This is a genomic window from Sinobaca sp. H24 (assembly GCF_023845525.1).
Map to the genome: position 1 here is coordinate 30,551 of NZ_JALBWT010000010.1, position 25,328 is coordinate 55,878.

The following is a 25,328-nucleotide window of genomic DNA, read 5'->3' on the forward strand; positions in this document are numbered from 1 at the left end:
CAGCCCGGTACTATTTTGTCTGTCGCGCAGCAGGACGGGGAGACGTATTTGCACGTTTCGGCCGTGGTTTTGCCGGCTCAAGGTTTACCCTCGCTCCATTAATTCTGGAATAGCGCAGAGATTCATATACGAACGGCGCAACGTCATCCGGCACTTCTACGAACGTAAAGTTTTCAAAAATATCGATGCGGCCCACTGCTTTGCCGGCAATGCCAACCGCTTCGGAGATTTCCTCAATCAGAATTTTAGGACTCATATTAACGTTTCTTCCTACGTTAATAAAGAAACGCGTCATCCCTTTAGCTCCACCGGTTTCCCCGAAGTTATACGCATCGTCATTTCCGCCGAGCGAGCCCGAAAAATTCATTTTCATTAACGCACGGATAATATCTTTTGGATCGGATTCTTTTAATAATTCATCGGTAAGGTCATCAAATAAATTCAGGTGCTCTTCTTCGCTGAACTGATCCGTAATCATTTTTTTCCACGATTCCTGCTGCTTTTCGACCACTTCTTCAATAGAAGGCACTTCACTGGAGGGAATAGTCATTTTGATTTCTGCTTCAATAGATCGAAGGTGCTTCATCTCCCTCGGGGTTACAATCGTAAGCGCCTGACCATTCTTACCGGCGCGTCCCGTCCGGCCGATACGATGCACATAGCTTTCCGGATCCTGGGGAATATCATAGTTAATTACGTGGCTGACGTTCTGTACGTCGATCCCGCGAGCTGCTACATCTGTTGCCACAAGAATTCGATCGACGCATCACGGAATTTTTTCATGACCGCATCGCGCTGGGCCTGGTTTAAATCTCCGTGCAGGCCGTCCGCCAGGTATCCCCGCGCCTGCAGCGCTTCTGTTAGTTCCGCTACGCCTTTTTTTGTGCGGCAGAAAATTATTCCGAGCTCAGGGTCCTGGCTGTCGAGAATTCGGCACAAGGAATCCTGTTTATTCTTTTCCAGCACTTTATAATATACCTGGGCGATGGAAGGAGCCGTTACTTCTCCTTTATTAATGGATACAACCTGCGGCTTTACCATGTATTTCTGGGAAAGCTTCTTAATAGCAGGAGGCATTGTGGCGGAGAAAAGCAGGGTCTGCCTGTCTTTATTTACTCTTTTTAATATCGTCTCAATATCTTCAACAAATCCCATATCGAGCATTTCGTCTGCTTCGTCAAGGACAACTGTTTTCACTTGATTCAGTTCAAGCGTGCCCCGGCGGAGGTGATCCTGGACACGGCCCGGTGTGCCTATCACAATCTGGACTCCTTCTTTTAAAGCCCGGATCTGATGGCCGATCGACTGGCCGCCGTATATAGGCATCGTACGAACACCTACATGGCGGGACAGCTTTTGAATTTCTCCAGACACCTGGATAGCAAGCTCTCTTGTAGGGGTCAGAATAATAGCCTGAACGTGTTTTTCTGTCGTTACGCTGTTAATAATCGGAATGCCAAAAGCGGCTGTTTTTCCCGTGCCTGTCTGGGCCTGCCCGATTAAATCAATTTTTTCCAGAATTTTCGGGATGGCTTTTTCCTGAATAGGGGAAGGTTCTTCAAATCCCATTTCTTTTACAGCCTGTTTTATTTCACTGCGAATTGAAAAATCATCAAAAAACGTCATTATTTATCACCTTTTCTTTCCATAACAGTCGATAGCCGTGAAACACGGCAGAATGCCTGATTAATTTTCTGCTTCCTCTTAGTTCAAGCGGAAAGGCTTTTACTTCATTATCTACAGCCAGTCCGATCCAGACGGTACCCGGCGGATGCCCTTCAAGCGGATCCGGCCCGGCCACTCCTGTAAAACTTATACCTACATCAGCCTGCATGTAATCTTTAACGTTCACGGCCATTTCTTCAGCGCACTCCCGGCTTACCGTACCATAGGAAGCAATTGTTTCAGCTTTGACACCGAGCAGCTTCTCCTTGGCAGAAGCCGAATAGGCTACGGCTCCCCCCGCAAATACGGCTGAAGCACCCTCTATATCTATCGCTTTTTTGGCAAACCATCCGCCGGTCAGGCTTTCCGCCGCTGCAATGGTTTTGCCGGATTCTCTCAACCGGTCGAGCGTCAGCTCGATCAACGGCTTCTCCCCAACAGCATAACAGTACTCTCCGGCGCGTTCGAGAATCTGCTGTTCGGTCGCAGCGATCAGCGTATCAGCTTCCTCTGCTGTGGAAGCGGCCGCTGTTACGCGGATAATGACCTCTCCTTCTGAAGCAAGCGGTGCAATGGTTGGATTGGATTGAAATCCTATAATGTCTTTAAGTTTTGCTTCAAGCGTCGATTCTCCAATTTCCGTAAAGCGGAAAATTTTTGATTCGATCACTTTATTTTCCTTTCTGTTTTTCAGCAGATAAGGCTTTCCTTCTTTTTCAAACATCATTTTCATTTCATGAGGCGGTCCGGGAAGAAGCATATAATGCGTATCGTTCTGTTCAAATGCTACCCCGCAGGCAAGCCCGTTATGATTTTCCAGCACACAGCTGTCTTCTAAGTATAGAGCCTGACGCTTATTGGCCTCTGTCAGCGCCATTCCCGCTCTTCAAAAAATTGCGTGAGACTTTTCATTGAAGGGGGATGCTCTATTAATTTACGTCCTGCATGCTCTGCTGCCACATCTTTAGTAAGGTCATCTTCTGTCGGTCCCAGCCCTCCGGTCAGTACTACCAGATCCGCCCGCTTTTCAGCTTCGGTAATTGCTTCGTGAAGCCGTGCGGTATTATCTCCAATCACCGTATGCCTGAAAATGCTGATACCAAGAGCTGCCAGTTCTTTTGACAAATGCTGGCCGTTCGTGTTTGCTATTTGGCCTAGAAGCAGCTCTGATCCTACCGCGATTATTTCTGCATTCATAAAGACAGTCCTTCTTTCTGTTAGGTGGATTTCAGCATCACATGTCTGTTTTTCATAAAATAATCAACGCCGGAGACAATAGTCAGGATTACAGCAATCCACATCAGTCCCATGCCAAGCGGAAGTCCAATCAAACTAAACGGAAGGTTATGGAAAAGCAGCACGGTGATGGCCGCCATCTGAAAAACGGTTTTCCATTTGCCAAGTCCGCTTGCGGCAATGACATCCCCTTCGGCAGCCGCTACAAGCCGGATGCCGGTTACGGCAAACTCCCGGCTTAAAATCACGATCGCCATCCAGGAAGGCAGAAGCTGTAAATCAATTAATGCAAGCAGCGCAGCTGTAACAAGCAGCTTGTCTGCAAGCGGATCAAGAAATTTTCCGAAGCTTGTTATCAACTGGTGCTTCCTGGCAATATATCCATCAAGCCAGTCGGTGGCAGCGGCCACAATAAAAATAACACCGCCTATTACATGAGACACAGGGATACTGGACGTGCCGGATCCAATCATGCCAAACCAGGGAGGAATTAACATGAAAAACACAAACAGTGGAATTAATGCTATTCGTGCCAATGTAATTTTATTAGGAAGGTTCATCAGGCGCTTACCTCTCTTCTTTTTCTTTCTAAACAGCGCTCATCTAAAAAAATGATGTCAGTTGTTATTGTACCATAATTCCTCCACCCAGCGGCAGATGCGTATACATTTCCCGCTGGTCTGACGGGCTTTTTTCAGTTTTCGTTTAACCGGCAGATCGTATCTGTAAATAATGGATGAAAAAAAGCGCCGGAGCTGCGGCGCTTTTTACTCCATTCTTTCAAACACAATGTTCTGGTGAATAGAATCATTCGGCCATTCAAACGCTTCGCCGTTAATGGTTATTTCTACACCCGAGGTATTTCCAATATTCAAGAGAACATAATCCAGATCACTATAATCCAGAGTGACAGGGTCCATATCAGCGGTTCCATCATACTGGTCAATAATACTGCCGCTCTCATCCTTTGTATCGATATACGATTCACCGGTGAACGTCAGCTCCATTTCCAGCGTTTCCATACCAGAGACGTCAAATGTAGTTACCATGCCTTCACTTGATACTTCTTCCGGCTGGCTGCCGTTTTCTTCGTCTTCTTCTGCCGGAGCATCCTCTTCTTGTTCATTCTCCTGAGGAGCAGGCGGTTCTCCGGGATCTTCGTTTGATTCTACCTGCACTCCAGGATCGTCCCCGGGAGAGGAGGACTGGTCGCCGCTGTCGCTCAGACCCTGAATAGCCAGAAACAGCCCAAAACCGACAATTCCCAGAAACAAGATACCCGCAAATACAGGCAGAAGCGTTGGTCTGCCCTGGGACTTTCCGGACGCTTTCCTGCGGCGCTGAAGACGATCCATGCGGGATCTCCGCCTGTTTTCAGGATGATGGACTTCCGGAAGCTCTCCTCCGTACTGCTCTATTACCGCATCCGGATCGAGGCCGAGCGCTTCGGAATAGCTTTTTACAAAAGCTTTTGCATAAAAGGCGCCCGGAAGAGCTTCATACTGTCCGTTTTCAATGGCAAGCAGATAACGTTTTTGAATTTTCGTCGCTTCCTGGAGATAATCAAGGGACATGTTCTGATCCAACCGTTTGTTTCGCAGAAAAGCTCCTAATTCTGACATGCTGTACCACCTATCATTTAACTAATATCAAACGAAGAAAAGCCGGAATCCACTACGTCATACGTAATGACCTGGCTTTCATCATTGCGCAGTTCTATAATACAATCAAAATCCTGGATCGTGTAGTGGGACTCACGGATAAATATATCCGGGTGCTCGACTACTTTAACAGAGGGAAGCTTCATCACCTGGTCTACAAGATCCCTGTGCTTCTGGGGCGCCCGCATCATGCTGACGATGCCGTCAATAATATAAATATGCCCTTCTCCTTTTTCATCTTCCCCAGATGGCTTCTTACCGTCTGGCGTAGAAGAGTGGACGATATAAATGTCCAGCGCTTGTTGGCGCATACGCTTGCTTGCGACAAGCGATTCGGTCTTTCCGACACGAGGCATACCGCGGATACCAACTAAATAATGCCGGTCTTTTTTGAAAAGCTCGGCAATAAAATCAACGAGCAGGCCTAATTCATCCCGTACAAACCGAAACGTTTTTTTATCATCAGCATCCCGCTCAATATAGCGCCCATGCATAACGGCCAGCCGGTCGCGGAGCCTCGGTTCCCGGATTTTCCGAAGGGTAATGGTGTCAATCGTTTCCATAATGCTGCGAAGTCTTACGACCGAATCATCCTGCCGGCTGCGGATCAGCATGCCGCGGCGGCTGTTTTCCACACCATTGATCGTTACGATGTTAATAGAGAGCATACCGAGCAGGGAAGAAATGTCCCCGAGAAGGCCGGGTCTATTCTCATGAATTTCATACTCCATATACCATTCTTTGGGTTCCATTGTCTCCGCCTGCCTTTCTGTACTGAACTATATATAGATTGGTTACTGTTATTGTAACGTTTGTCTAAATACGGTACAAAGCTTTTTTATGAAAAGCCTCCGTCTATTTGCAGAATGTGGCCATTCATGTACGACGAGCTGCTCGAGAATAAAAAAGCGACGGCTTCTGCCACTTCATCAGGCCGGCCCATTCTCCCTGCCGGAATCTGCGCGACGAGATCTTCACGCTCTTCGCCGGTAAAAATAACGTTCATGGGAGTATCAATTACTCCGGGAGCTACTGCATTAACTTTCACGCCGCTCGGAGCAGCTTCTTTCGCAAGAGAACGAACAAATGCCTCCATTCCCCCTTTAGCAGCGGAATAAATTGTTTCCATGGCCGTCCGCTGCTTGCCCAGATAGAAGAAATAAACACCATCGTTCCCTTTTTTCCTGAATCATATAAGGAAGCAGCTTTTGGGACGTGAATACTGCCTGAATCAAATGGAATGGAACTGGTTCATGATTTCTTCCGGCTCTGCATCCTGCAGGAGCCCGTACAAAGAAGCCCCTGCTGCGTAAAACCAGACCGCTGACCGGGGAATGCACACTGCTGAAGCAAGGTTTCCGCTCCATTTTCTTTTGATAAATCGGCACGACTACATATGCTTCCGCCCATAGAAGCGGCACGCTTCGGCAAGTTCATCCAATATGGTTTTCCGAAGCGCTGTGGCAGTGCAGAAACAATGAATGCCCTTCCCCGGCAAGTTTAACGGCAGCGGCGCTTCCGATCGCACCGCTTGCCCCGGTAACTAATACAAAAGGCTTTCTGCTACTCATTTTTCTTTTTTATGACTTGAGATACGGAGCGTTCCGGTCCGTGGAAGTGCTGCTTCCATAACTCCAGGCATTCCTCTGCCGTAATAGAGTCCAGCATAGCTGCTGTATCAAACATATCCATTCCCGCAAAGGCATAGCTCGTATACTGACTTGCCATAAATTCGAGACTGTTAAGCTGGCGCAGAAATGTACCAATGTTGCGGCGCTTAATACGCTCAAACATGTCTGAATCAAAAGCAGCCGGGTCTTTCGTTTCGAGCAGGCTTGTAATACGATTTTGCAGCTCGTCCGGCTGCGCTGTGTCCCCGCCGGCTACAAAAAAGGTGAACGAACGGTCTACCTGAAACTCACCGGAAAACGAGTCATCTATCAGACCTTCCTCGTACAAAGACTCGTAAAAGGTTGTGCCGGGGCCGATCAGCGTATCCATAAGCAGATCCATGGCAAGCTCATAACGCATTAAATCTTCGCCTGTTCTTTCTTGAAGCACTTTATAGCCGACGAGCACTTTTGGCGTATTAACGCTCATTTCCAGAACCTTCTTTTCAGATGCCGCTTCGGCCGGCTCTTCCGGAAGAATTCGTTTCAGCTCCGGTGCAGGAGGAAACTCCTTGCCTGCCTGGTTCTCTTTAATTAAAGCCATCAGCGCCTCCGGATCGGCGTCACCTGCAATGAACAGCGCCATATTGGATGGATGGTAAAACGTTTCATAACACGTATATAAATCTTCTTTCGTAATGTCGTAAATGGATTCTACCGTGCCGGCGATATCGATTTTTGCCGGATGCTCATGATACATGCCTCCAAGAAGCTGGAAAAAGGCAAGCCAGTCCGCCTGATCTTCGTACATGCGGATTTCCTGTTCAATAATGCCCTTTTCTTTTTCTACGCTGTCCTCTGTAAAATAAGGATGCTGTACAAAATCCAGCAGCGTGCTGATATTTTTTTCTGTCTGCGCGGTGCTTGAAAACAAGTAGGCCGTTTTCGTAAAGCTGGTAAACGCATTAGACGATGCCCCCTGTTTACCAAACGTCTGGAACACGTCCCCTTCTTCATCTTCAAACATTTTATGCTCCAGAAAATGAGCAATGCCGTCCGGTACTTTTACCGGCTCACTGCCTCCAATCGGCGTAAAATGATTGTCGATTGAGCCGTAGTTCGTCGTAAATGTGGCAAATGTTTTATGAAAGCCTTTCTTCGGCAGAATATACACCTGCAGGCCGTTATCGAGTACTTCGTAGTAAAGCTTTTCATCAATGGTGCTTTTTTCGAGCGTGTTCATTTATTGGTCCTCCTTCTCTCCGTGAAGAAAAAATACAGTATCTATTACAATATCTGCTGCGCAGTCGGCTACTTCTTCAAGCGTAACGGCTTGCACCTGGCTGATCCATTCATCCATGGATATCTGGCGTTCTCCGACAATGCCCTGATACAGCAGGTCAGCGGTGCCCTTTGCGGAATCGGCAGTTTCAAGCAGCTGATTGACGAGCATGCCTTTAGTCTGTTCTACTTCGTCTTCAGTAAAACGGCCGATTTTCATATCTTCAATCTGCTCTGTAATAATAGCGAGTGCTTTATCATACTGGGACGTTTCGATACCGGCCATAATTGTCACAAAGCCTTTTAGGCTGTCGTACCTGGATGCTGCATAATAAGCGAGGCTTTCTTTTTCCCTGACGTTTAAAAACAGCTTCGAATGAGGAAATCCGCCGAGCAGCGCATTGGCTACCTGCATGGCAGCAAACGAAGAATCTTTAAAATAGACCGGCACCCGGCAGCCAATATGCAGTTTACCCTGCTGAATATCATCGGTTTCTTTTATATGATTAGGAGTCTCCCTGACGGAATAATCGGTTCCTGCAGCTTTTTTAACGTGACGGTTTTCTTCAAATACGGAAAAGGCAGAAGCAGCTTTCGCGGCCTGGGTTTCTTCTACGTCCCCGATAATATACATATCCACTTTATCTTCTTTCAGCATGGATTCATATACTGTCATCAGGCGCTCGGCTGATACAGCCTCCAGACGTTCGAGCTCTCCCTGGGCCTGTAATCTATAAGGATCCTCCGGAAACATATGCTGGAGCATGCGGTTGTTGGCATAGCGGATTTTATCATCGTATACGGCTTCCATACGCTGCTGGAGGTTGCGTTTTTCCTCTGCAATAATTTTCTCAGAAAAGATGCCATTTTCCAGATAAGGGGACAGAACAGCTCCTTTTAGAAAAGCGAGTCCTTCTTCCAAAAGTGGTTCTGCATGTTCAATATACCGCTCGTTGGCAATATCGAGCCGGAAAGTCAGCAGATGATAGTCCCCTTTTTTGGCTACGTCCGTCGTAAAAACGGCCCCATATAAATAATCCAGGTGGGATCGGATGCTTTTTCGTGAAGGATAGTCGGCTGTTGCGCTTTTTAATACCTGGGAAAGCAGGGAACGTTCTGTTGCGGTTTCCGCCTCAAGCGGTGCAAGCATCTGCAGAAGAATCGTTGTCGTTTTGAATTTTTTTGTCGGAAGCAGATGGAGTGCGGCTCCCGTATTAATCTGTTCTTTCTCTACCATTGGCTTTGAGCCCCTTTCTTAATAGCGCGGTGCTTCTTCTTCGGCTGCCGGAGGGGCGGAGATCACATCTCTTGGTTTGCTCCCGCCGTAAGGTCCTACAATACCCCGTTCTTCCATGGCGTCAATCAGGCGTGCGGCTCTCGTATAGCCTACCCTGAACTTACGCTGCAGCATGGAAACAGAGGCGCTTTGTCTTTCTACAACAAAGGCGACCGCTTCGTCATATAAAGAATCATCTATTTCTTCTACTTGTTCTACCTTGTCATCAGGAATCATTTCTTCCTGGTAATTTGCTTTCTGCTGGGCAATTACGGAGGCGACGATCGCTTCAACTTCCCCGTCGGAAATAAATGCACCCTGAATACGGGTGGATTTGTTTGAGCCTACTGGAGAAAACAGCATATCCCCTTTTCCGAGAAGTTTCTCAGCGCCCCCGCTGTCAAGGATCGTACGGGAGTCGATCTGGCTCGTTACTCCAAACGCGATCCGCGATGGAATATTCGCTTTAATCACTCCTGTTATTACATTAACAGACGGGCGCTGGGTTGCGATAATCATATGAATCCCTGCAGCTCTTGCCATTTGTGCCAGTCTTGTAATCGCATCTTCTACGTCGCTTGAAGCGACCATCATTAAATCGGCCAGCTCATCCACAATCACAACAATGTAAGGCAGTTCCAACTGTTTTTCCGTATTTTTCTCATTTTCTTTCTTTACATACTGATTATAGCCCTCCATGTTTCGCGTACCTGTGTGGGAAAACAGATCATAGCGGCGTTCCATTTCGGCTACTACTTTTTTCAGTGCCTGTGCGGCACGTTTCGGCTCTGTTACCACCGGTGCCAGCAGATGGGGAATACCGTTATACACGTTAAGCTCTACCATTTTAGGGTCAATCATCATCAGCTTTACTTCGTGCGGCCTTGCTTTCATAAGAATACTCGTAATGATTCCATTAATACACACACTTTTTCCGCTTCCTGTAGCACCTGCTACGAGAAGATGCGGCATTTTATTCAGGGCAGCCAGCACTGGTTCTCCTGATATGTCACGGCCAAGAGCAACGGCAAGCGGATGATTGTCTTTTTTCATTCCGGTCTCCAGCACTTCACGGACCGTCACCATTGCCACTTCCTGATTCGGTATTTCAATGCCAACGGCTGACTTGCCTGGAATAGGTGCTTCGATACGGATATCACGAGCTGCCAGTGCCAGTGCCAGATCATCGGTTAAATTGACAATTCTGCTTACTTTCACTCCGGTATCCGGCTGTACTTCATACTTTGTTACGGCCGGTCCCAGGTGAACTTCGTTAACCTTTGCTTTCACTCCAAAGCTTAACAAAGTCTCTTCCAGTTTTCTTGCATTTGAACTCAGCATGCGTTTTTCTACATGCTGGGTATTCCGCTCCGGGGCGTTTAATAAATCAAGTGAAGGCAGTATATAATTTTTATTCTCTTCTTCCGCCGACGAGGCCAGTACAGCTTCCCCAATCACTTCAGCGTCCCCGCCTGTTTCAGCAGGCTTTTCTGCTGCTTTTTCCTTTACCGGCACGGCGGCTGGTTTTTCCGGCTCCTCCTGCTTTTCGTAGGCGTTTTCTGCAAAATTGTAAATAAGCGGGGTTTCCGGCTCCTGTTCCACCAGCTCCTGCTGTTCGTACTCCGGCTCTTTAGCTTTTGGTGTCTGCTTCTTTTTTGCAGGTTTTGGTTTTGGTTCAGCTTCCGCGAGCCTGCTTTTTCTGCTCCCGCTGGTCTTTGGAAGCCTGGTATTTTTCACTCAGCACGGCCTGTGTCTTTTTTACAGCCGGTCCTGCTTTGGTTTTTGTCCCATTAGCCAGATCCTGTATCGTTACGCCGGTGATAATCATTAACGCCACGACAGCAAGCAGAACAGCAATTAGATAAGAGCCCGGCACCCCGAAAAGGGTGTATGTACCCGTATACAGCAGCGCTCCTGTCATGCCTCCTCCAATTGATGCATTGGCCGCTCCTGACGCCTGCTCTGTAAATGCATTCCACGTGACGGCCAGGCTGCTTTCCCCATTTCCTGCCCGGTTCATAAAAGAAATGTGGCTGAAAATCAGTACGGAGAGAGCGCCCAGCAGCACGCCTGCTCCAATACGTTTATTTATCCGCGGCCATTTCTTCTTGAAAATGAAAGCAGCTGCTACTGCCATTACAGCAAGGTTCAGTACGATATGAAAGTCCCCTGCAAAAAAGCGTAGAAAAGAAACGAGCAGCTCTCCTACCAGCCCGAATTGAAACAGCGCTGTTAAAGCAAGGGTAAGCAGAACCAGTCCCGTCCACTCTATTTTCATTTCGCTTTTTCGTTTTTTAGACCATTTTTTTGTTCGTTTACGTGTTTTTGCCACTTATTGTCCACCTCATTATCTGTTCTCACCTGTTGTTTTAAAACCATTCTATGTCCGGATATGCCTGTTGTTATTATAGCATATGCCTTTGCTGCTAAGACGCTGCGGCTTGTATTTTTTAGTTCTTCATATGCAAAGAGCCTGCTGGAGAATCATAGATTCCAATCAGCAGGGCTCTTCTTCTTTTTTAGATTAAACTTCCATAATAATAGGCAGAATCATAGGACGGCGCTTCGTTTTTTCATAAAGAAAACGGCTCAGCACGTCGCGGACGCTGCTTTTTAACGTAGACCATTCTTTTTCTTTTTCGGCAATGCATTTCTCGAGCGTAGCTGTTACTTTTTTATTGGCTTCTTCAAGCAGTTCCTCCGATTCGCGTACATACACGAACCCTCTGGAAATAATATCCGGACCGGAAGCAATCGTTCCCGTTTTCTTATGCAGGGTCACGACCACAACGAGAATTCCGTCTTCGGATAGAAGGCGTCTGTCGCGGAGAACGATGTTTCCGACATCTCCTACGCCGAGTCCGTCAATTAATACGTTGCCGGAGGATACTTTGCCGGCGCGGCGGGCTTTGCGTTTCGTAAATTCAACCACTTCGCCTTTATCGACTAAAAAGATATTTGCCGGATTAACGCCGGCTTTCTCAGCAAGTTCACCGTGGGCGGACTGCATCCGGTATTCCCCGTGAATCGGGATAAAATACTTTGGTTTAACAATATTAAGCATTGTCATTAATTCCTGCTGGCTGGCGTGCCCGGACGTATGGATGCTGTTTTTTCCGTAAACCACTTCCGCGCCTACTTGATAAATAGCATCAATTGTACGGCTGACGGTTTTTTCATGTCCCGGTATCGGATTGGCAGCAATAAGCACTTTGTCGCCTTCCTGAATGGAAAGCTGGCGGTTCGCCCCTTTCACAAGACGGGTCAGCGCAGACATCGGCTCTCCCTGGCTTCCGGCACACAATATGGTTATTTGATGAGGCGAATAGCTTTCCACCTCATTTGTCTCAATAAAGGTATCTTCATGATGCTGAAGGTAGCCGAGCTTGTGTGAAATTTCAATTGCTTTGAGCATACTGTGGCCCACTACCGCAATTTTACGTCCTTCTTTTTCTGATGCATTAATCACCTGCTGAATACGGTGAATATTGGATGCAAACGTTGTTACGACAATACGGCCTTTGGTTTCAATAAAGGCATCCATCATCTGCTCACCTGCTACCGCTTCAGAAGGAGTCGTTCCCGGTACTTCCGCGTTAATACTGTCGGAAAGCAGGCAGAGAACGCCTTTTTTGCCGTAATTGGTCAGTTTGCCGATTTCAGTAAGCTGGCCGTCTATCGGCGTCTGGTCGAATTTGAAATCCCCTGTATGCACGATCAGTCCCTGCGGAGTGTCGATGCATACGCCGATGGAATCCGGCAGGCTGTGCGTCGTTCTGAAAAAGCTCACAGGCAGGCTGCCGATTGTCAGACGGGATTTAGGATCAAACGTGCGCAGATCCGATTTTTTACGGAGTCCGTTTTCTTTAATATGATCTTCCACAATCGCAATCGTAAGCTTTGTGCCGTAAACCGGCGCGTTAATCTTACGAAGAATGTAGGGAAGCGCTCCTATGTGATCTTCGTGTCCGTGTGTCACGATGATACCGCGGATTTTTTCTTTATTCTGCACGAGGTACGAGATGTCCGGAATAACGATGTCTACGCCGAGCATATCATCTTCCGGGAACATCAACCCCGCTTCAATAATGAGAATATCTTCTTCTGTTTCCACAACATACATATTTTTACCAATTTCGCCTACGCCGCCCAAGGCAAAAATACGAATGCTGTCTGTATTTTGATTTGACAATGTGTTTCCTCCTATATAGTCTATATTCTTCTGTAGTAGTGTGATCGTAGCAGTCATCTATTTTCTTTGCATACCCGGTCCAGCACTTGATTGTAGTATAACGCAATTAGAAATAAGAATACAAGGTTCTTTGCTATCGGAAAAGGGGCCGGGTTGTCTTTTCCATATGTAATCAGGCCTTTTCATCCTGTCATTGTGCAAATAAAAAGCCCGGCCGTCAGGCCAGGCTGAACCACTGTTCCAGCTGCTTAATTTCCGCGTCCGTCAGCGGCAGCATCGGCAGTCTTGTATCGCGCGATATAATTCCCTGCTGCTCGAGCATCGCTTTAACCGGCGACGGATTTGGAGCAATAAAGCATGCTTTCATTTTAGGAAGCAGCGACCGGTGGATAGCCGATGCATGCTCCACAGACCCTTCAGAGAAGGCCTGAACCATTTCTCTAAGTTCATGTCCTGCAATGTGGGCGGCAACGGACACTACTCCATGTCCGCCTACACTCATAATCGGAAGCGTCATCGAATCATCCCCGCTGTACACTGCGAAATGTTCCGGAGTCGAAGCAATGATATGCGAAATCTGATCGAGGCTTCCACTTGCTTCTTTCACCGACGTAATGTTAGGTATGCCGGCCAGCTTAATCATCGTTTCCGCCTGCAGGTTAATAATGCAGCGTCCTGGTATGTTATACACCATAACAGGAAGAGTTGTAGCTGAAGCGATCGCTTTAAAATGTTCATACATGCCTTCCTGGCTCGGTTTATTGTAATATGGCGTCACAGCCATTATTCCATCTATGCCGAGCTTCGAGGCTTTTTCCGTCAGTGCGGTGGAATAACCGGTATCATTTGTACCCGTACCGGCAATAACCGGAACACGTCGTCCGCTGATTTCCGCGGTCCGTTGAAAAAGCTTTAGTTTTTCTTCGGTGGTGAGTGTCGGTGATTCTCCAGTGGTACCAGCTATAACCAGACCTTCACTTCCAGTCAATATTAGATGTTCAACTACTTTTTCCACGCCCTGCCAGTCAATCTTCCCTCGCTGTCGAAGGGAGTGACCATGGCGGTTAATATTCGGCCAAATTCCAAGCTCTCCCTCCCCCTTTCCTTTTTTACTTTGGTTTTTTATATAGGAAAATGGAGAATGCTTTACTTTATTACTGTTTCACCTGCCGGCCTAATTCAAACATCTGGTGAAGCGCCAGCACGGCTTTATTCATATCTTCTCCGTGAACAAGCGTCCAGATCGTCGTATGTGAATCGGCTGACTGCAGAATGGATATATCTTTTTCAGCGAGCGCTCCTACAATTTTGGATACGACGCCGGGAACTCCGGTCATGCCCGCGCCCACTGCAGATATCTTGGCGCAGTTATGAATAAAAGTACCTTCGAGCTGCTTTGTGTCGAGCAGAATTTTAACTTCCGGGCTTCTTTCGTCCGGTACCGTAAAGACCAGGCGCTGCGGCTGAATCGTAATAAAGTCGACGGAAATATCATTGTCAGCCAGTTCTCTGAATATGGCCGCCTGCTGCTCTACTCCTTCGGTATGCTCCACGGTAACCTGCGTGACACCGGAAATATGGGCAATTCCGGTCACCTGGCGTTCTATCCGGTCCGAGCCGGCTGCCCCTCCGATAACAGATGAAATCAGCGTTCCGGCAGCTTCCGATGCCGTCGAACGGATACGGATGGGAACTTTTCCCTGCATTGCTATCTCTACTGCCCGGGATGAATAACCTTGGCCCCCTGATAGGCCATATTACAGATTTCCTGATAGGTCGCAGACGGAAGAATTTCCGCTTCGCCGACCACGCGCGGGTCAGCGGTCATAATGCCTTCTACATCGGTAAAAATATCCACATACTCTGCCTGAAGGGCTGCGCCGATTGCTGTTGCCGACGTATCACTGCCTCCCCGGCCGAGCGTAGTAAGCTCTCCATCACCGGATACGCCTTGAAATCCGGCTACGACTACCACATCAACTTCTTCCAGCCGATGTACGAGCGCTTCGGTCTGCATGTCCACAATACGTGCTGACCCATACTGCCCGTCCGTGCGGAAGCCGGCCTGTGCACCGGTCATGGCTGACGCTTTTAATTTTTTCGATTGCAGCAGCTCCGTGAAAATAACGGAAGAAATTGTTTCTCCTACGCTTACGAGCATATCTTTTTCCCTGGTGCTGATCTGGGAACCGTTTTGATTCAGCAGGCCGAGCAGCGTATCTGTTGCATAAGGGTCTCCCTGCCGTCCCATTGCCGAAACAACGGCCACGACTTTGTACCCTTCTTCTACTGCACGCTCTACGTGAGCAGCTGCAAGTTCTCTTGTTTCTTTATTTTTAACGGATGTTCCGCCGAATTTTTGTACTATGACTTTCATGCTGCACCTCGTTTATTATTTTACGATGGCTTTACAAGACCAAGTTTTAGTAAGCTTTCTGCAATTTGTACGGAGTTGTAGGCAGCACCTTTTAAAAGGTTGTCTGAAACAACCCAGAAATGATAGGCGTTCGCACGATCCAGGTCTTTTCTGATCCGGCCGACAAATACGTCCGGCAGGCCGACACTGTCCAGCGCCATTGGATACTCCTGATTGGCAGGATCATCTTTAAGCGTTACTCCAGCGGAATCTTTTAAAAGCGTCTTTAACTCGTCTACGCCGGGGTTTCCGTTCTCCGTTTCAATATAGACTGATTCAGAGTGGCCGGTTTCAACCGGTAGACGCACGCAGGTAGCCGCTACTTCAAGCTCGTCCTGATGCAGAATCTTTTTTGTTTCGTTCATCATTTTAATTTCTTCAAACGTATAGCCGTTTTCCTGAAATTTATCAATCTGTGGAATCGCGTTAAACGCAATAGGGAAATGCTTTTTGTCACCGCCGACAGGAAGAATCTCCGGAGCGGCTTCTTTGCCGTCCAGCATATCACGGGACTGGTTTTTCATCTCTTCCACAGCGGCCCAGCCTGCACCTGAAACGGCCTGATACGTAGAAACGATTACTTTTTTCAGACCGTGCTTTTTACGAATCGGTTCTAATGCCACAACCATTTGAATCGTCGAGCAGTTTGGATTTGCGATGATGCCGTTATGATTATGAAGATCCGCCTCATTTACTTCCGGTACAACAAGCGGAACATCTTTATCCATCCGGTAGGCGCTCGTATTGTCAATACATACAGCTCCGCGCTTGACCGCTTCCGGCGCTAATTCTTTTGATACAGAACCGCCCGCTGAAAACAAGGCAATCTGCACGCCTTCAAATGATTCCGGTTTTGCTTCTTCCAGCGTATATTCGTTACCTTGAAATTCTACTTTTTTGCCTGCTGACCTGCTTGAGGAAAGAAGCTTTAATTCCTTAATAGGGAAATTCTTTTCATCGAGCGTCTTCAGCATCTGCTGTCCGACTGCTCCTGTTGCTCCTACTACTGCTACCGTGAATCCTGTTTTATTTGACATTGAGTTATACTCCCTTTCAAAATAACAAATTCATTTAATCTCTACCTATATTAACATAAATGATCCTGAATCGCCTGCAGATATTTCAATGGAAATGCCTAACGGCGGGAAATTTCTGTTTTTTTCGTATGATTTTCCGGCAGCCTGCCTTCCGGGCTGATAAGAGAGACCGAGTAATCCTGTCCTAACAGAGCATCTGCAACACGTGCTGTATCCTCAAGCGTAACCGCTTCTATTTTTTCAACAATATCGTCCAGACTCTGGTGATAGCCGAGAAGCAGCTCATTGCGGCCGTTACGGTTCATCCGGCTGCTGGTGCTTTCCAGTCCGAGCATAACGCTTCCTTTCAGCTGCTCTTTCCCATTTTCCCATTCTTTCCGATGGATGCCGTTCTGGGAAAGCTCTTTAATAATCGTCTGCATGGATTCAAACATTTCATCCAGATGTTCGGCTCCGGTTCCTCCATAAATGGTAAGCATTCCGCTGTCGCGGTAGGCAGATTGATAGGAATAGACGGAGTAGGCAAGCCCGCGTGTTTCCCTGATATCCTGGAAAAGCCTGCTGCTCATGCTTCCTCCAAGCACATTATTCAATAGAACGAGAGCAAAGGAATCAGCGTGTCCGGCTTCCAGGCCGGGGAATCCAAGACAGAGATGAGCCTGTTCCGCCTGTTTGGCGTGCACGCTTTCACCCGGTAAAAATACAGGGCTTTCCGACTTATTCTCCGTTCCTCTGCGGCCCAGGACAGAAAATGTTTCTTCTACTTTATCCAAAAAGGGTTCATTCGTATTTCCTGCAACAGAAATGACAACATTGCTTCCTGTATAATATTTCTCTAAATATGCTTTCAAAGAAGCCGCAGTGAATGAGCCGACGGTGCCGGTAGTACCGAGTATCGGGCGTCCCAGAGAATGGGAACCGTAGGAAACCGAGTCTAAGTAATCATGTACAATATCATCAGGCGTATCGTCCACCATTTTTATTTCTTCAAAAATAACGCTTCGTTCTTTTTCCAGTTCCTCTTCATCAAACGTCGAATGAAAAAACATATCGGACAGAATATCAAGCGCCTGGCCGGCATGTTCGTCAAGCACTTTCGCATAAAAGCAGGTATACTCTTTTGCCGTAAAAGCATTTACCTGCCCGCCGATGCGGTCGAAGTTTTCCGCGATATCTGCGGGTGTTCTTGTGTTCGTGCCTTTAAAAAACATATGCTCCAGGAAGTGCGAGATCCCGTTTTCTTCTGCTTTTTCATAGCGCGATCCGGTGCCGACCCAAATACCGATCGTAATGGAGCGGACAAAGGGAATGTGTTCGGTAACGATCCGCACCCCATTGGCCAGTTCTTTTTTATTTATCAACAGCTTCCTCCTTTTTGCTTTTTTTATCCCGTGATATAAGAAAAACTTGGCCTAAGCCAAGCTTTTCGGGTTCGTGCCTATTCAATTTGACTGGCCAGGCCAGAACCCGATTTTATTTTCTTATTTATTGCTGCTTTCTTCTTTCAACAAAACTTTTCTTGATAAGTTAACCCGGCCCTGGTTATCAATTTCTGTAACTTTGACCATGATTTCATCATCAAGCTTAACCACGTCTTCCACTTTGTTCACGCGCTCTTCTGCAAGCTGTGAAATGTGGACCAGTCCGTCTTTGCCTTTGAACAGCTCAACAAACGCGCCGAACTTTTCGATACGTTTTACTTTACCAAGATACGTTTCGCCGACCTGTACTTCACGCACAAGATCTTCGATACGTTTTTTGGCAGCCGCATTGGCACTCGAATCCGTAGAAGAAATATACACGGTTCCATCCTGCTCAATATCAATTTTCACGCCGGTGTCATCAATAATCTGGTTGATGGTTTTTCCGCTCGGTCCGATAACGTCGCGGATTTTCTCCGGTTTAATATGAAGCGTCAGGATTTTCGGAGCATACGTAGACAGCTCTTCTCTTGATCCGCCGATAGCAGAGAGCATATTGTCGAGTACGTGCAGACGTGCCTGCCTTGCCTGTTCTAATGCAAATTTTAATATCTCACGGTCAATGCCGTCAATTTTAATATCCATCTGCAGCGCGGTTACTCCTTTTTCAGAGCCCGCTACTTTAAAGTCCATATCGCCAAGCGCGTCTTCCATACCCTGAATATCGGTAAGAACCGTCACATCTTCGTCCTCTTTTACAAGCCCCATTGCAATACCGGCTACCGGTGCTTTAATAGGTACACCTGCATCCATCATAGCGAGGGCGCTTGCGCAGATACTGGCCTGTGAAGTCGAACCGTTGGATTCAAGCACTTCCGAGACAAGACGAATCGTATATGGAAAATCCTTTTCGTCGGGAATGATAGCTTCCAATGCCCGTTCGCCAAGGGCGCCGTGGCCGATTTCTCTTCTGCCGGTGCGCGGATAGGTCCGGTTTCTCCTACGCTGAACGATGGGAAATTATAGTGATGCATAAAGCGTTTGGATTCTTCTTCGCCGATGCCGTCCAGAATCTGAACGTCGCCGAGCGGTCCGAGCGTACATACGCTGAGCGCCTGTGTCTGACCGCGTGTAAATAGTCCGGATCCGTGCGTTCTCGACAACAGCTTTACTTCTGAAGTCAAAGGACGGATTTCATCGGATGTACGGCCGTCCGGCGGATTTTATCTTTAGTGATTAGTTTTCGGAACTCTTTTTTAACAAGGCTCTGGATGATTTCTTTTACTTCCCCGTGCTCTTCTTCTGTGAAAGACTCCATAATCCGATCGGAGACTTCTTTTGTAGCTACATCGCGGCCTGTTTTTCTCTTACCATTACAGCTTCGCGCAGATCCGTTCCTGCTGCTTCTTTTACCCGCTCTGTCAGCGCTTCGTCTGGAGTGCGCAGCTCGATGTCGCGTTTTACTACATTCATTTCGGAAACGATCTTTTCCTGGAACGTGACAAGTTTTTTAATTTCTTCGTGACCGAACATAATTGCTTCAAGCATAATATCTTCAGTAACCTGTTTTGCTCCTGCTTCTACCATGTTGATCGCATTTTTCGTGCCGGCAACCGTAAGGTCAATGTCGCTTTCTTCAAGCTGCTTCATTGAAGGATTAATAACAAACTCTTCATTCACACGACCTACGCGGACTCCTGCAATCGGTCCGTCAAATGGAATATCAGACACGCTGAGCGCCATCGAAGAGCCAATCATTGCGGCCATTTCGGGCGAGCAGTCTTTATCAATGCTCATGACGATGCTGATAACCTGAAGATCGTTACGAAAGCCGTCCGGAAATAATGGACGGATCGGACGGTCAATTAAGCGGCTCGTTAAAATAGCGTTCTCGCTTGGACGTCCTTCGCGTTTAATAAACCCGCCCGGGATTTTACCGGCGGCATAAAGGCGCTCTTCATAGTTTACCGTCAGTGGGAAAAACGGCAGATCTTTTGGTTCTTTCGATGCCGTAGCCGTTGATAATACAACCGTATCGCCGTAACGAACCATTACCGCCCGTTAGCCTGCTTTGCATATTTCCCTGTTTCAATCGTTAATTCCCGTCCTGCCCAATCTATACTAAACGATCTGCTTTCTTGTTCTGTGCTCAATAGGGTATCCTCCTGTTTCTATAGTGCGCACTTCCAGAGTGCTGCCTGTGTTCTATGTTCACGTAAAACAATTATATAGAACAGTCCGCAGACTGAAATAATTTCTTAAAAATGGCAAAAAAAGCGGGAGTTGCCCTCCCGCTTTTCTTACATTTATCTACGCAATCCAAGACTTTTGATTAGTTCACGATAACGCATAACATCTTTGTTACGAAGGTACGTAAGCAGGTTACGACGCTTACCAACCATTTTTAACAAGCCGCGGCGGGAATGATGATCTTTCTTGTGTGTGCGCAAATGCTCGTTAAGTGTGTTGATCTGCTCCGTTAAAATTGCTACCTGTACTTCTGGTGAACCCGTATCATTTTCGTGCGTTTTGTACTGCTCAACAATTTCAGTTTTTCTTTCCAATGTTAAAGCCATCCAAAGCACCTCCTTCAATTAGTTAACGCCAATTCCCTAGCAGGACGTCGGAGGAACGTGCATGCCAAGCAACGGCTTGATTACATTCAATAGAATACGCTTTTTTTCAGGAAAATGCAAGGCATTAACTCTTTCTTTTCACAAATCCTGCGTCCGGATTTCCCGGTGCTGTCCGGAAAGCACTTCCTCTGCCTGCTTTTTATCGAGATGCAGCTGTTCAATGAGATTTTCCACCGAAGAAAATTTCTTTTCCCCGCGCAGACGCTGTACCCATTCTACGTCTACTTTGGCTCCGTAAATCGACTCATCCATATCAAATACGTGCACTTCCACCTCCGGACGTTCTGCCCTGATGTCATGGAAAGTCGGCTTGTAGCCGATATTGCAGACCCCTTTCCAGCGTCTGCCCTGCACAGTAAACCAAACCGCATAAACGCCGGTATCGGGTACGATATAAGGATCTTCTATCTGCACATTGGCCGTTGGAAATCCAATCGTCCGGCCGCGCTGTTCTCCCTTAACGACCAATCCTCTGATCGCGTATAGTCTCCCGAGCAGTACGGAAGCCTTTTCCACATTGCCTGCCAAAATACACTGCTTGATTAACGTCGAGCTGATCTTTTCGTTTTCCCATTCTTTTTTTCCAACCGTTGTGTAGTCCAGCTTGCCCCGCGCATGAAAAGGAAGAGTTTCCATCGTCCCTTTACCGAGACGTCCGTAGGAAAAATCGAATCCTGCTACAACGTGAATCGTTCGCGATCCGATCAAATAGGAATCGACAAATTCCTGAGGCTCGAGCTCTGCAAACTGCTGGTCAAAATGAACGACGAACAGGTAATCAACCTCCAGCTTTTTCATTTCTTCTTCCTTAACCGGAAGCGGCGTAATATAACGCATCGTTTCCTCGGAATAATCGGGAGATAAAACCGTTTTAGGATGGGGGCTGAACGTCATCACTGCAAGCTTTGCCTGTTTTTGGCCGGCAATCTGCCCGGCTGTGCGGATGACCTCCTGATGCCCACGGTGAACCCCGTCAAAATAACCCAGAGCCATAACCAAAGGCGGAAAATCTTCAGCTTTTGGTATGTTGTCATGGTATACATAAATAGTTTTCATTATCTCACCTTTCCAATCGCCCGGGCTTCTGCTATGACCTGGCTTCGATATACAGCATAGTTTTCGGTTTTATTTTATCAGGTTTCGTCGGATGCTTCTCATACACAGCCAGCGGCGTTTGACCGGCCATAAATATAAATGGGGATGGCATGCCTTCCTGGTACGGAAGCACAGCTCCATTTTTAATTAACGCTGTTTCTTCTTCAGCGGCCTCCCGCCGCTCTATATGAGCCAGTGCTCCGGCAATGGGAATTACAGCGGCTTCCAGCCTGTTTTCTGCCTGAAGCTGTGCCAGCTGTTCCAGCGTCCAGCTGTCTTTTTCCCTGAAGGGACCCGATCCTGTCCGGATAAGGCTTTTCATATGAGCCGGCACGGAAAGGGCTTTTCCTATATCAACGGCAAGCGTCCGTATGTATGTGCCTTTACTGCAGACAATATCACATTCAAATGTAAATTCGCCGCCGCTGTAGGACAAACTCTCTGCGTTCAACGTAATCGAATAGATCGTTATTTTCTTGGAAGGCCTTTCTATTTCTTTTCCTTCCCGGGCGTATTCATATAACTTTCTACCGTTTACTTTTACTGCTGAATACATAGGTGGAACCTGCACGAGCTCCCCGGTAAACTGTTGCAGCGTGTTTTCAATATCTTTTGGGAAACGGTTCCCGGGTCGAGCGTATCGACCAGTCCGCCTTCTGCGTCTTCGGTTGTAGTACTGCTTCCAAGAGCTACTACACAACGGTAGCTTTTAGGAAGATCCATCATGTAATCGGAGATCTTTGTGGCACGTTCGATACAAATCGGCAGTATACCTTCGACAGCCGGATCAAGTGTGCCGGTATGGCCGACTTTTTTGGTGCCGGCAATTTTTCTTATTTTATATACACAGTCATGTGACGTGATTCCTGCAGGTTTCCAAACGGGAATAATCCCTTCAATACTCATAACGACGGCTCCTCTTATCTATCAATTCACTCTTGTTATCTATACTAGCGCAAAACAAAAAGAACTGTCCATAAATGAAGTTCTATTTTCTTGAGAAAATAACCCTTCGTATGGACAGCTCCTGCTTTGTTTACCTTCTATTTATCATCTTCATGATGGATTTCTTTAAGAAGGGATTCAATTCTATTACCATAGTCGATCGACTCATCAAATTCAAACATAATTTCCGGCGTTTTACGAAGCTGGATCCGTTTGCCGATTTCGCTGCGGATATATCCTTTTGCTTTCGTTAAAGCCTGAAGTGCATCATTTTTCTTTTCATCATCGCCAAGTACGGTAATAAATACTTTGGCCTGCTGCAGGTCTCCGGTCACGTCTACACCGGTTACCGTAATAAATTCTATTCTTGGGTCTTTTAGATCCCGGGTAAACATGGAAGCCAGTTCTTTTTTCATCTGTTCTCCAACCCGGTTGGCACGGATATTACTCATTGTTCTTCTGCCTCCTTCTTACAGCCACTCATACGTTGTGATTGTTCGTTCTATTTCCATTTCCCTGTCTGCCCATTCTAAAACGTGTGCCAGCTCTTTTTCAGCTGCTTTCTTTGAATTGGCTACGGTGACGGCAGAGAGGGCTGTGAGGTTCCATGTGTCGTGATAGTCCATTTCCGCAATAGATACATTACAGTGCTTCCGGATTTTATTTTTCAGCCGTAAAAGCACAGAGCGCTTATCCTTTAAGGAATAAGCGCTGTGTATCAGGCATTCAAAATGAACGGCTCCGATCATGTGCGTTTGATTTCTTCCATAACGTACGCTTCAATTACGTCGCCTTCTCGCAGATCATTAAACTTGGTAAGCGTTACACCGCACTCATAGCCGGCGCTTACTTCTTTCACGTCATCTTTAAAGCGTTTCAGCGCGTTAATTGCACCTTCATAAATAACGATGCCATCACGGATAAGGCGGACGTAGAGTCTCTGGTGATTTTACCTTCCGTTACGTAGCTTCCTGCAATGGTACCAATTTTCGATACTTTAAACAGCTGGCGGATTTCCACCTGACCGATAACTTTTTCTTCAAATATCGGGTCAAGCATACCTTTCATCGCTGCTTCAATCTCTTCAATTGCATCGTATATAACACGGTGCTGGCGGATATCTACTTTTTCTACATCAGCCGTACGCTTAGCGTTCACGTCAGGTCTTACGTTGAATCCAATAATAATGGCATTGGAAGCGGAAGCCAGAATAACGTCTGATTCTGCAATAGCACCTGCTCCTGCATGAATGATATTAATCTTAACGCCTTCTACATCAATTTTTCCAGTGAGCCTTTTACTGCTTCTACAGAACCCTGTACGTCTGCTTTTACAATAACATTGATCTCTTTCATGTTGCCGTCCTGAATCTGGCTGAACAGATCATCAATGCTGACGCGGTTTGTTAAGTTACGCTCTTCGTCTTTCGCTCTGGCGGCTCTCTGCTCCCCAACGCTGCGGGCTTTTTTCTCGTCTTCGAATACAACAAACTGATCGCCTGCCTGCGGTACGTCACTCAAACCAGTAATTTCAACCGGAGTGGATGGCGCTGCTGACTTCACGCGGCGGCCGAGATCATTGACCATGGCGCGGATTCGACCGAATGTGTTTCCAACTACGATCGGATCGCCGACATGCATGGTGCCGTCCTGAACAAGAAGGGTCGCAACTGGTCCTTTTCCTTTATCAAGCTCTGCTTCAATAACCGTACCCGTCGCACGTTTATCCGGGTTTGCTTTGTATTCTTCTACTTCGGATACAAGAAGGATCATTTCAACGAGCTCATCAATGCCTTCTCCCTTAATAGCAGATACGTTAACAAAAATCGTTTCGCCGCCCCATGCTTCTGGAACCAATTCAAATTCTGTCAGTTCCTGCATTACGCGGTCCGGGTTGGCGCCCTCTTTGTCCATTTTGTTTACCGCTACAATAATCGGTACTTCCGCGGCTTTCGCATGGGCAATTGCCTCTTTTGTCTGCGGCATAACACCGTCGTCTGCGGCTACTACAAGGATCGTAATATCTGTTACCTGGGCACCGCGGGCTCTCATTGTAGTAAATGCAGCGTGTCCGGGAGTATCAAGGAACGTAATTTTTTTATTGTTTTCTTCAATCTGGTAGGCACCAATGTGCTGCGTAATGCCGCCTGCTTCGCCTGCCGTTACTTTTGTATGACGGATTGAATCAAGAAGCGTCGTTTTACCGTGGTCAACGTGCCCCATGATAGTAACTACCGGCGGACGTTCCGTACGGTTTTCTTCGCTGTCGTTTTCGTCTGTGTAGATATCAATATCGAGCTTGTCGATTACTTCTTCTTCTTCAACTTCCACGCCGTAATCAGCCGTGATCAGTTCAATGGTTTCTTTATCAAGTGATTCGTTTTTTGTTGCCATTACGCCGAGTTTCATCAGCTTTTTAATGACTTCGGAAGAATCTCTGTGCAGCTTTTCAGCCAGTTCTCCTACGGTTAAAGATTCGATAAAAGTAATCTTTTTAGGCAGGGCCAGAATCTGGTGAGGTGACTTGCTCTGCTGACGTGAGCTTCCTCTTCTTTTTCCTCTGCCTCTTGGATTGGATTGACTGCCGCGGTTGTTTGGTTTCGAGTTATTTTTAGTATTATTCATATTTGTATTTTTCTTTCCCTCATTTTCTGTTTTTTTATTAGTAGAAGCTTTTGGAGCTTCTGCCGCCGGCTTTGCCGGTGTCTGGATTTTTTTATATCCTCATCGCTAATAACCGACATATGGTTGGAAACTTCCACGCCTTTGCTTTTTAGAGCCTGGACAATATCCTTACTGGACTTGTCCACCTGTTTGGCATATTCGTACACCCTCATTTTGCTCATAAGCCTAACCTC

The 25,328-nt window shown here is 47.0% G+C and carries 18 protein-coding genes and 8 pseudogenes; all 26 read right to left on the reverse strand.

The features are described 5' to 3' along the window. Positions 1-10 precede the first annotated feature (10 nt). The 26 genes and pseudogenes from MMY81_RS14290 to infB all read right to left on the reverse strand — a co-directional run bounded on the left by MMY81_RS14290 (position 11) and on the right by infB (position 25,316). A pseudogene (locus MMY81_RS14290) lies at positions 11-1,626 on the reverse strand (DEAD/DEAH box helicase). Beyond that, entirely contained in the window at positions 1,613-2,542 is a 930-nt protein-coding gene (locus MMY81_RS14295) for a CinA family nicotinamide mononucleotide deamidase-related protein (RefSeq protein WP_252313446.1), read from the reverse strand. The pseudogene MMY81_RS14290 and the gene MMY81_RS14295 overlap by 14 nt, the downstream one beginning before the upstream one ends. Then, positions 2,533-2,862 (reverse strand): molybdopterin-binding protein, encoded by a 330-nt coding sequence (locus MMY81_RS14300; protein ID WP_252313447.1) that lies wholly within the window; start codon positions 2,860-2,862, stop codon positions 2,533-2,535. The genes MMY81_RS14295 and MMY81_RS14300 overlap by 10 nt, the downstream gene beginning before the upstream one ends. Positions 2,863-2,882: 20 nt before the next feature. After that, positions 2,883-3,461: a CDP-diacylglycerol--glycerol-3-phosphate 3-phosphatidyltransferase gene (gene pgsA / locus MMY81_RS14305; protein WP_120192204.1), complete on the reverse strand. Its 579-nt coding sequence runs from the start codon at positions 3,459-3,461 to the stop codon at positions 2,883-2,885. A gap of 207 nt (positions 3,462-3,668) precedes the next feature. Next, positions 3,669-4,523 carry a helix-turn-helix domain-containing protein gene (locus MMY81_RS14310; RefSeq protein WP_252313448.1) on the reverse strand — a complete coding sequence of 285 codons (855 nt, stop codon included), beginning with the start codon at positions 4,521-4,523 and terminating at the stop codon, positions 3,669-3,671. Positions 4,524-4,540: 17 nt separating this feature from the next. Then, positions 4,541-5,314 carry a DUF3388 domain-containing protein gene (locus MMY81_RS14315; protein WP_483882489.1) on the reverse strand — a complete coding sequence of 258 codons (774 nt, stop codon included), beginning with the start codon at positions 5,312-5,314 and terminating at the stop codon, positions 4,541-4,543. An 86-nt stretch (positions 5,315-5,400) separates the two neighbouring features. Continuing rightward, on the reverse strand, positions 5,401-5,712 hold the full coding sequence (locus MMY81_RS14320) for an SDR family oxidoreductase (protein ID WP_256497912.1): 312 nt from the start codon (positions 5,710-5,712) through the stop codon (positions 5,401-5,403). A gap of 283 nt (positions 5,713-5,995) precedes the next feature. Further along, positions 5,996-6,133 carry a hypothetical protein gene (locus tag MMY81_RS14325; protein ID WP_308215328.1) on the reverse strand — a complete coding sequence of 46 codons (138 nt, stop codon included), beginning with the start codon at positions 6,131-6,133 and terminating at the stop codon, positions 5,996-5,998. Then, positions 6,126-7,415, reverse strand: coding sequence for an EF-P 5-aminopentanol modification-associated protein YfmH (yfmH, locus tag MMY81_RS14330; RefSeq protein ID WP_252313450.1), 1,290 nt, complete (start codon positions 7,413-7,415; stop codon positions 6,126-6,128). Before yfmH ends, MMY81_RS14325 begins: the two co-directional genes overlap by 8 nt. After that, a complete protein-coding gene (gene yfmF, locus MMY81_RS14335) occupies positions 7,416-8,690 on the reverse strand; it encodes an EF-P 5-aminopentanol modification-associated protein YfmF (protein ID WP_252313451.1) in 1,275 nt (424 codons plus the stop codon). It lies immediately after the preceding gene. 18 nt (positions 8,691-8,708) lie between these two features. Then, positions 8,709-11,061: pseudogene (locus tag MMY81_RS14340) on the reverse strand (FtsK/SpoIIIE family DNA translocase). Positions 11,062-11,253: 192 nt separating this feature from the next. Then, entirely contained in the window at positions 11,254-12,921 is a 1,668-nt protein-coding gene (locus tag MMY81_RS14345) for a ribonuclease J (RefSeq protein WP_252313452.1), read from the reverse strand. A 217-nt stretch (positions 12,922-13,138) separates the two neighbouring features. Further along, positions 13,139-14,007: pseudogene (gene dapA / locus MMY81_RS14350) on the reverse strand (4-hydroxy-tetrahydrodipicolinate synthase). Between the two features lie 68 nt (positions 14,008-14,075). Further along, positions 14,076-15,298 (reverse strand): annotated as a pseudogene (gene dapG / locus MMY81_RS14355) (aspartate kinase). A 20-nt stretch (positions 15,299-15,318) separates the two neighbouring features. After that, positions 15,319-16,374, reverse strand: coding sequence for an aspartate-semialdehyde dehydrogenase (gene asd, locus MMY81_RS14360; protein ID WP_252313453.1), 1,056 nt, complete (start codon positions 16,372-16,374; stop codon positions 15,319-15,321). 98 nt (positions 16,375-16,472) lie between these two features. After that, positions 16,473-17,735, reverse strand: coding sequence for a M16 family metallopeptidase (locus tag MMY81_RS14365; RefSeq protein WP_252313454.1), 1,263 nt, complete (start codon positions 17,733-17,735; stop codon positions 16,473-16,475). Between the two features lie 120 nt (positions 17,736-17,855). Further along, positions 17,856-18,979 (reverse strand): annotated as a pseudogene (pnp, locus tag MMY81_RS35265) (polyribonucleotide nucleotidyltransferase). Continuing rightward, positions 18,976-19,113 (reverse strand): hypothetical protein, encoded by a 138-nt coding sequence (locus MMY81_RS35270; protein WP_374561943.1) that lies wholly within the window; start codon positions 19,111-19,113, stop codon positions 18,976-18,978. Before MMY81_RS35270 ends, pnp begins: the two are co-directional and overlap by 4 nt. Before the next feature lie 160 nt (positions 19,114-19,273). Continuing rightward, positions 19,274-19,948: pseudogene (locus MMY81_RS35275) on the reverse strand (polyribonucleotide nucleotidyltransferase); the annotation flags it as partial. 153 nt (positions 19,949-20,101) lie between these two features. Further along, a complete protein-coding gene (rpsO, locus tag MMY81_RS14375; protein ID WP_120192216.1) occupies positions 20,102-20,371 on the reverse strand; it encodes a 30S ribosomal protein S15 in 270 nt (89 codons plus the stop codon). A 138-nt stretch (positions 20,372-20,509) separates the two neighbouring features. After that, positions 20,510-21,487 (reverse strand): riboflavin biosynthesis protein RibF, encoded by a 978-nt coding sequence (gene ribF, locus MMY81_RS14380; protein WP_252313455.1) that lies wholly within the window; start codon positions 21,485-21,487, stop codon positions 20,510-20,512. 31 nt (positions 21,488-21,518) lie between these two features. Beyond that, positions 21,519-21,848 (reverse strand): hypothetical protein, encoded by a 330-nt coding sequence (locus MMY81_RS35280; protein WP_374562003.1) that lies wholly within the window; start codon positions 21,846-21,848, stop codon positions 21,519-21,521. Between the two features lie 108 nt (positions 21,849-21,956). Beyond that, positions 21,957-22,432 (reverse strand): annotated as a pseudogene (gene truB, locus MMY81_RS33090) (tRNA pseudouridine(55) synthase TruB); the annotation flags it as partial. Positions 22,433-22,569: 137 nt separating this feature from the next. Then, entirely contained in the window at positions 22,570-22,923 is a 354-nt protein-coding gene (gene rbfA / locus MMY81_RS14390) for a 30S ribosome-binding factor RbfA (RefSeq protein ID WP_252313456.1), read from the reverse strand. An 18-nt stretch (positions 22,924-22,941) separates the two neighbouring features. Continuing rightward, on the reverse strand, positions 22,942-23,220 hold the full coding sequence (locus MMY81_RS14395) for a DUF503 domain-containing protein (protein ID WP_120192219.1): 279 nt from the start codon (positions 23,218-23,220) through the stop codon (positions 22,942-22,944). Then, a pseudogene (gene infB, locus MMY81_RS14400) lies at positions 23,217-25,316 on the reverse strand (translation initiation factor IF-2). The gene MMY81_RS14395 and the pseudogene infB overlap by 4 nt, the downstream one beginning before the upstream one ends. Positions 25,317-25,328 lie beyond the last annotated feature (12 nt).